10 protein-coding genes, 2 tRNA genes and 1 riboswitch are annotated in these 13,763 nt (G+C 67.5%); of the genes, 3 read left to right on the top strand and 9 right to left on the bottom strand.

Features of this window, described 5'->3' with window-relative positions:
- Window positions 1–71: 71 nt before the first annotated feature.
- Window positions 72–2,954: an autotransporter family protein gene (locus ACSFBF_RS05380; RefSeq protein ID WP_435465316.1), complete on the top strand. Its 2,883-nt coding sequence runs from the start codon at window positions 72–74 to the stop codon at window positions 2,952–2,954.
- Between the two features lie 98 nt (window positions 2,955–3,052).
- On the opposite strand, the gene ACSFBF_RS05375 is transcribed toward ACSFBF_RS05380, so the two are convergent.
- The 7 genes from ACSFBF_RS05375 to ACSFBF_RS05345 form a co-directional block, all read right to left on the bottom strand.
- Window positions 3,053–3,128, bottom strand: a tRNA-Asn gene (locus tag ACSFBF_RS05375).
- A 151-nt stretch (window positions 3,129–3,279) separates the two neighbouring features.
- A tRNA-Asn gene (locus ACSFBF_RS05370) sits at window positions 3,280–3,355 on the bottom strand.
- A gap of 49 nt (window positions 3,356–3,404) precedes the next feature.
- Window positions 3,405–5,531: a TonB-dependent siderophore receptor gene (locus ACSFBF_RS05365; RefSeq protein ID WP_435465315.1), complete on the bottom strand. Its 2,127-nt coding sequence runs from the start codon at window positions 5,529–5,531 to the stop codon at window positions 3,405–3,407.
- Window positions 5,532–5,536: 5 nt separating this feature from the next.
- Window positions 5,537–6,475: a thiamine phosphate synthase gene (gene thiE, locus ACSFBF_RS05360; RefSeq protein WP_435465314.1), complete on the bottom strand. Its 939-nt coding sequence runs from the start codon at window positions 6,473–6,475 to the stop codon at window positions 5,537–5,539.
- On the bottom strand, window positions 6,472–7,284 hold the full coding sequence (locus ACSFBF_RS05355; protein WP_435465313.1) for a thiazole synthase: 813 nt from the start codon (window positions 7,282–7,284) through the stop codon (window positions 6,472–6,474). Before ACSFBF_RS05355 ends, thiE begins: the two co-directional genes overlap by 4 nt.
- An 18-nt stretch (window positions 7,285–7,302) precedes the next feature.
- Window positions 7,303–7,500, bottom strand: a complete 198-nt coding sequence (thiS, locus tag ACSFBF_RS05350; RefSeq protein ID WP_435465312.1) for a sulfur carrier protein ThiS — start codon at window positions 7,498–7,500, stop codon at window positions 7,303–7,305.
- The gene (locus ACSFBF_RS05345) at window positions 7,497–8,588 is read right to left on the bottom strand and encodes an FAD-dependent oxidoreductase (protein ID WP_435465311.1); all 1,092 of its coding nucleotides are present in this window, start codon (window positions 8,586–8,588) and stop codon (window positions 7,497–7,499) included. The genes thiS and ACSFBF_RS05345 overlap by 4 nt, the downstream gene beginning before the upstream one ends.
- A gap of 44 nt (window positions 8,589–8,632) precedes the next feature.
- Here ACSFBF_RS05345 and thiD point away from each other — a divergent pair, with 44 nt between their 5' ends.
- Window positions 8,633–9,487, top strand: coding sequence for a bifunctional hydroxymethylpyrimidine kinase/phosphomethylpyrimidine kinase (gene thiD / locus ACSFBF_RS05340; protein WP_435465310.1), 855 nt, complete (start codon window positions 8,633–8,635; stop codon window positions 9,485–9,487).
- Here thiD and ACSFBF_RS05335 read toward each other — a convergent pair.
- Entirely contained in the window at window positions 9,426–10,766 is a 1,341-nt protein-coding gene (locus ACSFBF_RS05335; protein WP_435465309.1) for a purine-cytosine permease family protein, read from the bottom strand. The two genes, thiD and ACSFBF_RS05335, sit on opposite strands and share 62 nt — an antisense overlap.
- A 76-nt stretch (window positions 10,767–10,842) precedes the next feature.
- Window positions 10,843–10,943, bottom strand: a riboswitch (TPP riboswitch).
- Window positions 10,944–11,111: 168 nt separating this feature from the next.
- On the opposite strand from ACSFBF_RS05335, the gene ACSFBF_RS05330 reads away from it, so the two are divergent.
- Window positions 11,112–13,001 (top strand): adenylate/guanylate cyclase domain-containing protein, encoded by a 1,890-nt coding sequence (locus ACSFBF_RS05330; RefSeq protein ID WP_435465308.1) that lies wholly within the window; start codon window positions 11,112–11,114, stop codon window positions 12,999–13,001.
- Here ACSFBF_RS05330 and ACSFBF_RS05325 read toward each other — a convergent pair.
- Window positions 12,988–13,722 (bottom strand): TetR/AcrR family transcriptional regulator, encoded by a 735-nt coding sequence (locus tag ACSFBF_RS05325; RefSeq protein ID WP_435465307.1) that lies wholly within the window; start codon window positions 13,720–13,722, stop codon window positions 12,988–12,990. The two genes, ACSFBF_RS05330 and ACSFBF_RS05325, sit on opposite strands and share 14 nt — an antisense overlap.
- Window positions 13,723–13,763 lie beyond the last annotated feature (41 nt).

Below are 13,763 nucleotides of genomic sequence, written 5' to 3'. Positions count from 1 at the left end.
TGAATACATTGGTGCTAATCTAGAGTTGCGGTCTGTCACACCATCGTCATGGCGTGCATCTGGAGCCGTCTTTGAAGCACCCGCATTTCTTCGCCCTTGGTGTCCTTCCCCGCACATGCCTTTCCAGCGCACTGCTGCTGTGGCTGGGCAGCAATGCGATGGCGGCCTGCACCAGCACTTCGGGTGTGAGACTGCAGGCCACGGCGGGCTCCGTGTGCAGCGCGGCCGGCAGCTACGGCAGCAGCGGCGTGCCCGGGGGGCAATCAGCGCTGGGCGCATCGGGCGGAGGCATCGTCAATGCCACGGGCCTCATCACCATGACGATGTCCCAGAGCGGCATCAACGGCGTGTACGCGACGGGCACCGGCTCGCAAATCAACCTGCTCGGTGGCCTGACGCTGGACCGCCCCGGCGCAAGCACAGGCATTCGCGGCCTGCGCGCGGCGAGCGGGGGCACGGTCACCGTGAGCGGGCCACTGTCGATCACGTTGTCCAACGGGGCCAGCAACTACGGTATTTACGCGGAGCTTGCGAACACCCGCGTCATCCTGAACGGTGACACGAGCATCACGATGGGGGCCGGGGCTTCGTACTCGCCCGGCATTCGCATGACCTCGGGGGCGAGCCTCGTGTCGAACGGCGCGATGATCATCAGTGCGGCAGGCGATTCGAGGTCCGATGCGATCGCGACCGATCTCGGCGGCACCGCGCAACTCAACGGCAACCTGAACCTCAGCGTGAGCGGCCAGCAGGCCTCGACGCTCAAGATCACCAGCGCCGGAACCATCACCTACACGGGCACGGCAAGCCTGAACAACTCCGGCCTCAACGGGTCGGGCATCCGCGCCGTCACGGGCGGCATTGCAACGGCCGCTGCATCGTCGAGCACCACGATCCATTCGAGCGGTATCAACAGCATCGGCATTTCGGTGCGCGATGCCGGCTCGCAGGTGAACCTGGCGGGCCCCGTGACGATCCAGGCCACCGGCGTTACGCAGGCGAACACGCCGAGCGGCACACAAGAGTCGTACGCCGCGGGCCTGCTGGCCACCGGCGGCGGCGCACTCAACGCGACTGGCTCGCTCGCGATCACCACCACCGACCCCAGCAGCTATGGCGCCGCGCTGCTCGCGAACAGCCCTTCGATCAGCGCCACCGGCACCGGCTCCATCACCGCCGCCGGCAGTGCGCTGGGCTTTCTCTCGGGCTCGGGCCAGACGGCAAGCTTCGACGGCTTTGTGATCACCAGCGCATCGGGCGACCTCGTGCGCGTCGATGCGGCCACGGGCGCGGTGCTCGCATTGAAGAACACGAGCGCCACCGCCAGCAGCTCCGGCAACCTGCTGCAGGCAATGAACGGCAGCAGCTTCACCTTCACTGCCGATCGCAGCACGCTGAGCGGCAACGTGGTGACGGACGCCACCAGCACCGTCGACATGCGCCTGCTGAACGGCTCCAGCCTGACGGGCAGCATCGACCCGGTGAGCCTCACCGTCGACGCCACGAGCCGCTGGGCGATGACGGGCAGCTCTTCGCTGAACAGCCTGACGCTCGCGGGGCGCATCGACTTCCAGCCACCGGGCCCCGGCTTCGTGCCGCAGACGCTCACCGTCAACGGCAACTGGGTGGGGCAGGGGGGCATCGTGGGCATGCGCACTGCCCTCGGAGACTCCAGCTCGCTGACCGATCGCATCGTCATCAACGGCGGCGCCGTGAGCGGCACCACCACGCTGCAGGTGAGCAATGCGGGCGGCCTCGGCGCATTGACGACGGGCGACGGCATCATGCTCGTGAGCGCCATCAACGGAGCGACGACCACGGCGCAGACCACGAAGAACGGTTTCTCACTGGCCGGTGGCCATGTGGACGCCGGCGCCTACGAGTACCGCCTCTACAGCGCGGACGCCTCAGGGGCCGGCGAGAACTGGTACCTGCGCTCGACCGCGCCGGCGACCGCGAGCCCGTCAACCCCGGCCCTGCCGACCTACCGCGCCGAGGTGCCCCTGTTCGCCGCACTGCCGTCGCAGCTTCGCCAGGCGGACCTGGCGATGCTGGGCAACCTGCACCGGCGTACGGGCGACGACCAAGGCGTCGCGTCGAACGACTCTGCGCCGCAGAGCCGGCGTGCCGCGTGGGGGCGACTGGTGTACGCCGACATCGACCTGCGCCAGCAAGGTACGGTCACGCCGTCGAGCGACGGGCGCCTGCGCGGCTTCCAGACCGGTGTGGACCTGTATGCGCCAACGGGCTCGGCATGGCGCGCCGGTGTGTACGTCGGCCAGATCGAAGGCCGCGTCGGCGTGCAAGGCTTCGCGCGCGGCGTGCAGGGCACCGTGGGCAGCAACGATCTGCGCTCGCGCTACCTGGCGGCCTACGCCACGTGGAAGGACGATGAGAACGATCGCTATGCCGATGCCGTCCTGCAGGGCGGCAGTCACCGCTACGGCGTGGAAGCCACGGGCAACCAGGCCAGCTGGGGCAAGGGCCGCAGCCTGCTGGCGTCGCTGGAGGTCGGGCAGGCCTTCGGGCTCGCTCCGGGTTGGCGCATCGAGCCGCAGGCACAGCTCGTTTATCAGAAGCTGAGGCTCGACGATGCAGTTCTCTCCGGTGCCAATGTGTCGCAGCAAACCGGTGGCGGTTGGCTGGGCCGTCTCGGTGTGCGCGTGCGCGGTGAAATGGCGACGGCCGCCGGCCTGCTGCAGCCCTATGCACGCCTGAACCTCTACAGCGCCAGTGCCGGCACTGATGTCGCGCAGTTCATCAACGCGGCGGCCGTCACGCGCATCGCAAGCGCGACCGCTTACCGCAGCGCTGAACTGGCGGGCGGCTTCACCCTGTCGCTTTCGCAGGCCACCAGCGTCTACGGCGAGATCGGCCGCCTCTATGCGATGGGTGGCGACACGCGGGCAAAGTCGGCGCTGCAAGGGTCTGTTGGCGTGCGTGCGCGCTGGTAGCGCGGGAGGCGTTCGTCCTCTGAGCAATCGCCCGGCCAAAGAAAAAGCCCGCTGTCCAAAAAAGACAGCGGGCTTTCCAGAGGCCTTGCGGCTTGTATTGGCTCCTCGACCTGGGCTCGAACCAGGGACCTACGGATTAACAGTCCGGCGCTCTACCGACTGAGCTATCGAGGAACAAGCCTTAAATTATATGCAATGGATTTGTCGATCTCGCTGGCCGGCTGCATTTTTTGCGCCGGTGCGATGACTGCCTGCAACACCGCAATTGAAAATGCCCCGCTACCTTTTGAGTAGCGGGGCATTCAGAGGCCTTGCGGCTTTGTAGTGGCTCCTCGACCTGGGCTCGAACCAGGGACCTACGGATTAACAGTCCGGCGCTCTACCAACTGAGCTATCGAGGAACAAGCCTTAGATTATAGCGTGCTTTTTTACGGCTTCTCAAGAGTGCGTTCAAAGCGCAACGCTCAGCCCCAGACGCAGCGTGCGCGGCGCACCCGGGAACAGATACACATGGCTGAACTGGTAGGGTGATTCCTTCCAGTAGCGGCGGTCGAACAGGTTGTCGACGGCCAGCGTCCAGCTCGTGTTCACGCCGCGCAGCTTGGTGTCGTAACGCAGCACCGCATCGACGCGTGTCCACGAAGGCAGCGTGATCGAGCCGTCGGGCAGCACGTTGCGCCGGCCTTCATACGAAAGCTGACCCGCGATTTCAAGGCCCGGCACTGATGCGACGCGGTACGCGGCCTGTGCGCGCAGTACTTCCTTGGGCACGTTGGTCGGCGATTGCCCGTTGAGCGCCGGGTTCGCAGTGCTGCCGCGCCGCTTGGCATCGATCACCGCGACGCTGCCGCCGATGCGCCACGGCCCCTGCACCCATTGCGCACCGGCCTCCAGGCCGCGATGCACCGCGCGCCCGTCGTTGCGCACTTCGCAATAGGTGCCGCACAGGTCGATGTTGGTCATCGGCCGCGAGATGTCGAACCACGCCACCTGCCAGTTGAATGCCTCGCTGCCGCCCTTCAGGCCCAGCTCCCATTGACGCGAGGTGAGCGCGGGCAATGCCTGCCCGGCATTGCTGTACTGCGAGATCCTGTTCGGCACGACTTGCGACTCGACACCCTTGCCCCAACTCGCATAGGCCAGCAGCCCCGGCTGGATGGCGTAGCTCGCTGCGATCCACGGCGTGGTCACGTTCTGCTTGTACCCGGTCGGGCTCGATCCGTCGTTGCCGATGCTGCTGCGGTCGAGCCGCGTGTGGCGCACGCCGAGCCAGGTGGTGAAACGGTCGTTCCAGCGGATCGCGTCCTGCACCGACAGCTCGGTCGAGCGCTCGTCGCGGTTGGTCTGCGGCGTGGTGGCGTCCGGGTTCGCCGGCACCACGGCCGTGCCCCAGATGTTGCCGGTGCCCGCGTAGTTGTAGGCCTGGTTGTCGAAGCGATTGCGCACGCGGCTTTGCAGCAGCCCGAAGCCGAGCTCGTGCCGCACGCTGCCCGTCATCACGTTGCCCTTGAGGTTGAGGCTGCCCGCGGTCTGCGTGCGGCGCTCGTTGTCGCTGCGGAAGTCGTAGACATCGAATGTGCCGTCCGAGCAGTAGCGGTCGTAGTTGCCTTCGGCGCTGCAGCCGAAGGCGTAGGCCAGGCGGTCGTCGCTCTTCAGCCGCTGCTGGCCGATCTGCGCGCTCCAGCGCCAGTCGGCATTCAGCGCCTGACTGAAGCGCACCGTGCCTGTCAGCGCCTTGAACACCGAGGGCTGCGACCACGGCTGGTTGTTGAGGTTGATACGCGGATCGACCGGCGCCGGCAGCACGCTACCCAGCAAGCTGTAGCCGTTCTGGCTCGGCTGCGTCTTGCGGCTTTGCTCGATCTCGAACTCCAGCACCGAGTCGCGCGTGATGCGCCAGTCGGCCGCGAGCGAGAACAGATTGCGGTTGCCGTCGAGGTTGTGCGTCAGCGGCTTGAGGTTTTCGCTCGCCACGTTGATCCGGTAGCCGAACTGCCGGTCTTCGCCGAAGCGCCCGCCGAGGTCGAGGGCACCGAGCACGCTGCCGCGGCTCGTGGTCTCGATGCGCACCGTGCGCAGGTCCTGCTCGGTGGGCCGCTTCACGACATAGTTGATCAGCCCGCCCGGCGCGCTGGTGCCGGCCTGGATGCCGCTGGTGCCGCGCAAGATCTCGACGCGTTCCTTGTTGTCGAGCGGAATCGATGTCTCGGCGCTGATCGGCAGGCCTTCGCGCCGATAGTTGAAGCGGTTGTCGAGCACGAAGCCGCGCACCGTGAGGTAGTCCCAGTAGCCCGCGGAGTTGTAGGCGTCGGTGACCGAGGCGTCGAACTGCGTGAGGTCGGCGAGCCGGCGTGCGCCGCTGTCGCGCAGTTGCTTGCTGTCGATTACCGTGGCCGAGATCGGCAGCTCGCGCAGCGGTACGTCGCCGAAGCCGCTCACGTCGGCTTGCGGCGCGGCGGCCGCGTCATTGACGGTAACTTCACGCAGTGCCGCCTGCTGCGCGTTGGCGCTCCAGGCTGCGGCAAGAAGGGCGGCAGCAATGGCGCACGAGAGAGGCGAGAGGGTGTGTTGCTTCATTCTGTTCAGTTGCTGACCGTGGCGGCGCTCATGGCCGCCATCCATTGCGCGGCTGTGGCCTCGGGGTCTTCGGCCGTGACCAGCGCGCGCACCACGGCGACGGAGCCGACGCCGGTGGCCAGCACCTCGGGCAGCCGCACGGCATCGATGCCGCCGATGCCGACTTGCGGATAGCCGCGCAGCAGGCGCGCATAGGCGCCGAGCCGGGCCACGCCTTGCGGCGCGGTCGCCATCTTCTTGAGCGTGGTCGGATACACCGCGCCCATCGCGATGTAGCTCGGGCTCACCTTGTCGGCGCGCACCATCTCCGCATAGCCGTGCGTGCTGACGCCCAGGCGCAGGCCCGAGGCGCGCAGTTGCGCCAGTTCGTCGGGCGAGAGCGCGTCCAGGTCTTCCTGGCCGAGGTGGATGCCGTAGGCGCCGGCCGCGATGGCGACCCGCCAGTGGTCGTTGACGAAGAGCAGCGCGCCGGTGCCTTGCACCGCTTCAACGGCTGCCTGCACTTCATGTTCGATGGCTGCTGCGTCGTCTGACTTGAAACGCAGCTGCACCGTCGGCACGCCGGCACGCGCCATGCGGCCGACCCATTGCGCGTCGGGCAACACGGCGTACAGGCCGAGCCGCTCGGGGCAGGGCGGAAATGCGTCGTCGCGCGCAGTGGGTGGAAACGGCCGCATGCCGAAGTCTTCGGGTGCGTCGGGCCATAGCGCGGCGTCGAAGTTACCCAGGCGCTGCGTCTGTGCGCGCCAGGCATGGGCCAGGCATTCGGCATCGATCTCGATGAAGCCGAGGGCCGAGCAGGCTTGCTTGGCGCCGCGGTAGACCGGATCGTCCGACGTGAAGTTCGGCGCGGCCACGGGTGCGGCGGTGATGGCGCCAAAGCGCAGCCCGTGGGCCGCGACGATGGCGTGCGCGATGGCGCGGGCGTCGGTTGTGGTGCTCATGGTGCGTGGTGCCAGAAGGGCGTGCCGAGCACGGGCGTGCTGGGCTGCGCGGCGTCTTGCGCGGCCATGGCGCCGGCACGGTATGCCGTGCGGCCGGCCTGCACCGCGTCGGCGAAGGCACCGGCCATCGCGACCGGGTCTTGCGCCAGCGCAACGGCCGTGTTGAGCAGCACGCCGTCGTAGCCCCATTCCATCACCTGGCAGGCATGCGACGGCAGCCCCAGGCCCGCGTCGACCAGCATCGGCACCTTGAGCCGGTCGCGCAGCACCTGCAGCGCATAGGGGTTGACCGGCCCGCGGCCGGTGCCGATGGGCGCGGCCCAGGGCATCACCGCCTGGCAGCCGACATCGACCAGCCGCTGGCACAGCACCAGGTCTTCGGTGCAATAGGGCAGCACCTTGAAGCCGTCGCGGATCAGCTGCGATGCGGCATCGACGAGGTTCAGCGTGTCGGGCTGCAGCGTGTAGTCGTCGCCGATCAGCTCGAGCTTGATCCACGGCGTGTCGAACAACTCGCGTGCCATCTGCGCGGTGGCGACCACTTCTTGCACGCTGTGGCAGCCGGCGGTGTTGGGCAGCACCGGCACGTCGAGTTTGCGAAGAAGCTCCCAGAAGCCGTTGCCGAGATCACTGTTGCCGGAGCCCTGGCTGGCCGTCTGGCGGCGCAGCGAGGCGGTCAGCATTGCGGGCTTTGCGCGCTTCACGGCGGCTTCGAGCAGGTCGGGCGAGGGGTAGCGCGCGGTGCCGAGCAACAGGCGGCTCTGGAACGTTTCGCCGTAGAGCACCAATGGATCGTTCGTGGTCGTCATGTTCTTTGTCTCCATCATTCAACCGCCCGTCACGGGGCGGATCACTTCGATGCGGTCGTCGGGTTGCAGTGCGTGCGCGGCATACGCCGAGCGCGGCACGAACTCGCGGTTCACGGCCACCGCGAAAGGTGGCGTGGCGTTCAGCGCGGCCAGCGCGTCGGTGAGCGTGGCCTGCTCGGGCAGCGTGAAGGGCTTGTCGTTGATCAGGATATTCATGTGTCGGAGGTCTCCATGCCGAAGCTCCTTGCCAGGGCCGCGTGGCCGTGCGCGAGCAGTTCCATCGCGGCGTCGAGCAGCGCGGGCGCGATCATGAAACCGTGGCGGTACAGGCCGTTGATCTGCAGCACGCGCGGCTGCGGCTGGCGGATGGCGGGCAGGTTGTCGGGCAGCGTAGGGCGGCACTGCGTGGCGATCTCGACGATGCGCGCTTCGGCAAAGCCGCTGTGCACAGCGTAGGCGGCGCTCAGCAGTTCGAGCGTGGAGCGCACGCTGGCGGGCGACATGTCGTCAGACTCGATCTCGGTCGCGCCGATCACGAACAGGTTGCCGGGCTTGGGCGCGACGTAGAGCGGGTAGCGCGGGTGCACGAGGCGGGTGGGGCGCTGCAGGCTCACTTCGGGCGCATGCACGCGGATCACCTCGCCGCGCACGCCGCGCAGCGCGTTCCACTGGGGCTTGGCGCCTAGGCCGCGGCAGTCGATCACCCAGTCGGGCTGGCCCGTCGTGCCGGGCGAAAAGTCCGAAGGTGCGCGCGGCGATTGCCAATGCAGCGTGACACGAGGGTTGTCTTGCAGCGTCGCAAGAAGCGACGCCAACAGTGCGCGGTTGTCGAGCTGGCCTTCGCCCGGCAGGAACAGGCCCTGCGCGAAGCGCTGGCCCAGCGAAGGCTCCAGCGCGGCGATGGCCGCGCCGTCGAGCGTCTGCATCGGCGCGAGTTCTGGCACCTGCGCGCCGGTGTGGGCGAGCACGCGTGCAAGCCGCGCGGCTTCGGCGCTGTCCTGCCGATGCCAGAGCACCAACGTGCCTTCGCGTTGGAAGAACACAGGCTGCGCCAGCAAAGCCAGCAGCTCAGGCCAGCGCGAGAGGGCGTGCTGCCCCATGCGCACGACCGACACCGGCGCCACGGCCGATTCAGCCAGCGGGGCCAGCATTGCCGCGGCCACGCGTGCGGCAGCGCCTTCGGCATCGGGACTGCCGGCTTCGAACACATCGACCTTGCACCCAGCCTGCGCGAGCGTCACCGCCATCAGCCGGCCCATGAGGCCCGCGCCAAGGATCGCAGCCGATTGAAAAGGAACGCTCACTGCCGTGCTCCTTCGCATTGCCGATACCGCCGATAATTTTCGGCATGACCCAAGGACCCACCCAGCGCTACGCACGCGTGCTCTCCATCGCCGGTTCCGACAGCGGCGGCGGCGCCGGCATCCAGGCCGATCTCAAGACCTTCGCAGCCCTCGGCTGCTACGGCATGACGGCCATCACCGCGCTCACCGCGCAGAACACGCTCGGCGTCTCGGGCATCCACGGCGTGCCGCCCGATTTCCTCAAGGCGCAGATCCAGGCCGTGGTGGAAGACATCGGCGTCGACGCCGTCAAGCTCGGCATGCTGCATGCGCCCGAAGTGGTCGAGGTGGTGGCCTGGGCCATCGACCGCTACCAGCTGAAGAACGTGGTGCTTGACCCCGTGATGGTCGCCACCAGCGGTGATCGACTGATCGCGGCCGAGACGGTGCAGGTGCTGGTGCGCGAACTGTTCCCGCGCGCCGTGGTCGTCACGCCCAATCTCGACGAGGCCGCCTTGCTGATCGGCCATGCCATCGATGGCATAGATGCGCTCGACCGTGCGGCGGACGAGTTGCTTGCGCTCGGCGCCAAGGCCGTGCTGCTCAAGGGCGGCCATCTGCCGGGCGATGAGGTGGTCGACGTGCTTTTGCAATCGGGTGGCGAAAGAAGACGGCTGGCTTCCAGGCGCATCGCCAGCCGCAACCTGCACGGCACGGGCTGCACGCTGTCGTCCGCCATTGCCGCGCACCTTGCGTTGGGGGCTGCGCTGCCCGAGGCAGTCGAACGGGCACGCGCCTACATCCTCGGCGCGATGGCTGCCGGTGCGGATGTGAAGATCGGCGCGGGTCATGGCCCCCTCAACCACGGCTTTGCGCCAGTGTCGACGCACCGTTTGCCGTTGTCAGCTTCGGTCGGCTGAGCCAGGCCAGGACGAAGGTCGCCGCCAGCGTCGGCAGGGCAGAACCGAACTGCGGCGCCCACTTGGCCAGCGCGTGGTAGGCCGCGATGCCCGCGATCCAGATCAGCGCCGCACCGAAATCGATCTGGCGCGTGCCGGCCAGTGATACCGACTGGCCGCTACCCAGCCGCCCAATGATTACGCCGTAGAGCGGCACGAACACCGAGCTCAACAGCAGCAGGAAGGGCTCCAGCGTGTGCATCGGCAGCACCAGCGCCAACGCGATGCACAGTGCGGCCAGCAGCAGGCCCCAGCGCTTCACGCTCCAGCGCGGCAGCAGGCTGTGCGTGGAGACCGAGCCCGAATAGACATCGCCGTAGGCGTTGTCGAGTTCGTCGATCAGGATCAGGCCCAGCGCCACCAGCCCGCCCTGCGCCAGCAGCAGCGCGGTGACGAGGCTCACGCCGGGCTCGGCCACGCTCACCACCATCACGCCCAATGCGTAGCACCAGATGTTCGCCAGCGCATAGCCGATCCAGGTGCCGCTGAACGCGCTGCCCAGTCCACCCGCACTGCGTTTGCCGTGCCGCGCGTAGTCGGCCACCAGCGGCAGCCACGACACCGGCATCGCGATCACGAGGTCGAGCGCGCTGAACATGCCCATCGTGCCGTCGCCCGGACGTGCCCAGAAGGCGTCCAGGCCCTTGGCCTGCAGCCGTGTCGCGAATTGCCATGTGAGCCAGATCAGCGACAGCACCACCAGCGGCAGGCCGAAGCGGCTCACGAAGCGCCGCACCAGCCTGACCATTGAACCCGCGAGCAGCGCCAGCAGCACCGCGCCCCACAGCAGCGTGGTCAGCACGCCGCCCCAGGCGGTGCCCAGCGAGGGGCCGACCACCGATTGGCCGATGGCCTGCGTGCCTTCCCGCATGATGACCAGCTCGAAGGTGGTCCAGCCCACCAACTGCACGATGTTGAGCAGCACCGGCAGCCGCGCGAAGGCGCTGCCGTAGGTGGCGTGCATCAGGCCGGCGCTGGCCAGGCCGCTCTCGCAGCCCAGCCGCGCGGTCCAGGCCAGCAGGCCGGCGCCGACGCAGGAGCCGAGCACGATGGCAATGACCGCATCGCGCGTGCCCACGGCCGGTACGAGGTAGGCGCCGATCTGCATCACCAACAGGCCTACGCCAAGGCTGAACCAGAGCGAGGCGTGGTCGTGCCAGCCGAACACACGCTGGGACGCGGGCAGCGGCGTCAGCGCCTCGTTCGAGACGATCGCGTCGTTGTTGTTGTCGTGTGCCATCCATTTGCTCCAGTGCAAAAGGTTTGGCAGGTGGGCGGGGCCCCAGTGGCGCGGCCGTCACGCGAGAGAACGTGAGAGGCCACCGGACCAGCTTCCCTGCGCGAGGATTACCTCAATCAGGTTCAAAGGGACTTTCTCAGCCGGACGGCAAGCCGCCCAACACCCCTAGCAAGTACGCCGCGAGGAACCCACGGCGCGGGCCGGAGTTTATCCCCTGCGGGGAAGCCGCAATGACAGGTGTGCCTTTTCAGGGGAGGGGAAACCCGTAGGGTGCGCGGAAGTCGGGCGAGAATTGCCCGAGAAAAAATGGGAGCGTGTGCCGGTCGGTGCGCGAAGAGGAACTGTATGGCAGACGATTTCAAGGACACCCGCCTGCGCCGCTTCAGGGTCGACGTAGGCACCATCATCTGCGCCGTCGCGCTGCTGCAGTCGCTGCTGCTGGTGGCATTCGGCTACTGGGCCGCCGAGAAGCTGGTGTCCAGGGTGGGCACGGCTTCGCACAAGATCAACCACGACCGGGTCGAGGACAATGTGCTCGCCTTCCTCGCCAAGACCGAGGGAGTCATCCGCTCGATCGGCGATTCGCCCAGCGTGCACGCCACTGGCGAAGACGGCGAACAGACCGCCGAGATGCTCTGGACCATGCTCGAGCAGACCCCCGAGCTCGACAGCATCAACGTGGCCACCGACGGCGGCCACGTGCTGATGGCCGTGCGCTACCCGACTCCGGCCATCCGGCAGGTGCTGCGCGGCCCGGACTTCAGCACCGAAACATGGCAGTACAAGCGCTCGCCCGACGCCGATGGCGGTGATGCGAAGCAGCGCTTCGCGACGACGGCAATCACGGCCTATCGCAGCGACTTCGACCCGGAGCAGCGCACGTGGTACCGGGAGGCCATGAAGGCGCACGGGCCTGTGTGGACGCAGCCTTTTCTGATGAGCGACTCACAGGAGCTTGCAATCGGCCATTCATTGCCCAGCGCACGTGTCGACGACGAGGGGCACACCCGCCAGCTGGTAATCGACGGCAACGTGTCGCTGGGGCATCTGTCGAAGCTCGTGCGCATCTTCGGGGCGCTGGGGACTGGCGAGAGCGCCTTGCTGAGCTCCGACCATCATGTGATTGCGCGCAGCGACCATCCTGACCCAGTGCGCGAACTGGAGTCGCCCGACACCGGCGTGCTCGGCGCCCTGCATGCGCACATGCTTGCCGCGAGCAAGGCGGGTGGCGCTGACGACATGGCTTTTTCCATCGAGCATGAAGGGCGCAAATATCTCGTGCAGACGTCGCACATCCCGCACACCAGGTGGCAACTCGTCAGCTGGGAGCCCGAAGACCTGCTGCTCGGCGACCTGCATCGTTCGGTGCTCTGGGCGCTGCTGCTGACGCTGAGCTTTCTTGGCATCGCGCTGTTCATTTCGCTGCGGCTGTCGAAGCTCGTGACCCAGCCGATCGAAAACCTCGCGCTCGTCGCGCGCCGCATCGGGCGGCTGGAGCTCGACAACCTGCCGCTCGAGCCGAGCCGTGTGCTCGAAATCCAGCATCTGAACCAGGCGCTGGACGAATCGGCGCGCAGCCTGCAGGCCTTTCGCAAGTTCGTGCCGGTGGACATCATCCGCCAGCTGGTCGCCGAGGGCCACGCGCTGGCGCCCAGCGGCTCGCCGCGCCGCATCACCGCGATGTTCACCGACGTTGAGGGCTTCACCACCATCTCTGAATCGATGGAGGCCGATGTGCTCGTGCGGCAACTGACCGAGTACTTCAACCTCGCGGCCGGCATTTTCGCGCGGCATGGCGGCGTGGTCGACAAGTTCATGGGCGACGGCATCATGGTGCTGTGGGGTGCGCCGTCCGATCTGGAAGATGCGGAATACCGGGCCTGCGTCGCGGCGCTCGAACTGCATGCCGAAATGGACGCACTCAACGGCAAGTGGCGCGACGAAGGCCTGCACGAATTCCGAACGCGCGTAGGCATTCATACCGGCAACGTGATCGCCGGTGTGCTCGGGTCGAGCAACCGGCTTTCGTACACCGCCATCGGCGACGCTATCAACGCGGCAAGCCGCATCGAGGGCGCCAACAAGGAGCAGGGAACGCGCACGCTGATCTCGGAGACCACCTTCGAGGGGCTGGGCGGGCGGCTCGCCACGCGCCGCATCGAGGAAACGACCGAGCTGCGCGGCAGGCAGGCGCGCATGGTGCTGTACGAGCTGCTGGGGCCTACGCAGCCCTGACCCTGCGCGCGAACGCCTCCAGCCCGTCGATGGTGATCTGGATGTGCCGCTCGAAGCTGCTGTCGAGCGGCACGGTGGTGCCGTTGTCCCAGCGCAGGATGAAGGCCTTGTTGGCCAGCTGCGCCAGATTGCGCGTGAGCACCGGGTGGTCGAGTGGGCGAATCGTGTGCACGCGCTCGCGCAGCTCCTCGGCCCAGGCCTGGGTGTTGTCTACGGGCAGTGGCGAGAACTCCATTGTCAGAAAGCCCAGCATCGCCGCGATCACGCAGTTGTAGGCCTCCAGCAGCGGCTCGCCCTCGAAGCCTGCTTCGGTCAGCGCTGCCAGCACGCCTTCGACAAGCTCTATAGGCAGGCTGCCGTTCGACACCAGCTGCGCGCCCAGCAGCTGCGCCACGTTGGGATGGCGCCGCACCGCGGTGCGGCAGCGGCGGAACAGCTCGGCGATCCATGCCTGCCAGGCGAGCTTGCCGGGCGGTGGAGTGACTTCGGCCATGACGGTGGCCGCCACCTCGGCCAGCAGCGCCTCGCGCGTGCTCACGTGCCAGTGCACCGTGGCCGGATAGACGTCGAGCCGCGCCGCGACCTCGCGCATGCTGAAGGCACCGAGGCCGAATTCGTCGATCTGCGCCAGAGCGACTTCGGCGATGCGCTGTTTCGTCAGGGCGCCGCCGCCAGCGGGGCGGCCGGCCGTGCGGGGCTTGGGAGGCGATTTCTTCGTCATGGTTGCGGGCATTGTGCTGCAGGTTGATTGACGGTATAAAT

This window comes from Variovorax nivicola (assembly GCF_051216475.1).
Taxonomy (GTDB): Bacteria; Pseudomonadota; Gammaproteobacteria; order Burkholderiales; family Burkholderiaceae_C; genus Variovorax.
This window is presented reverse-complemented; position numbering and strand designations above follow the sequence as displayed.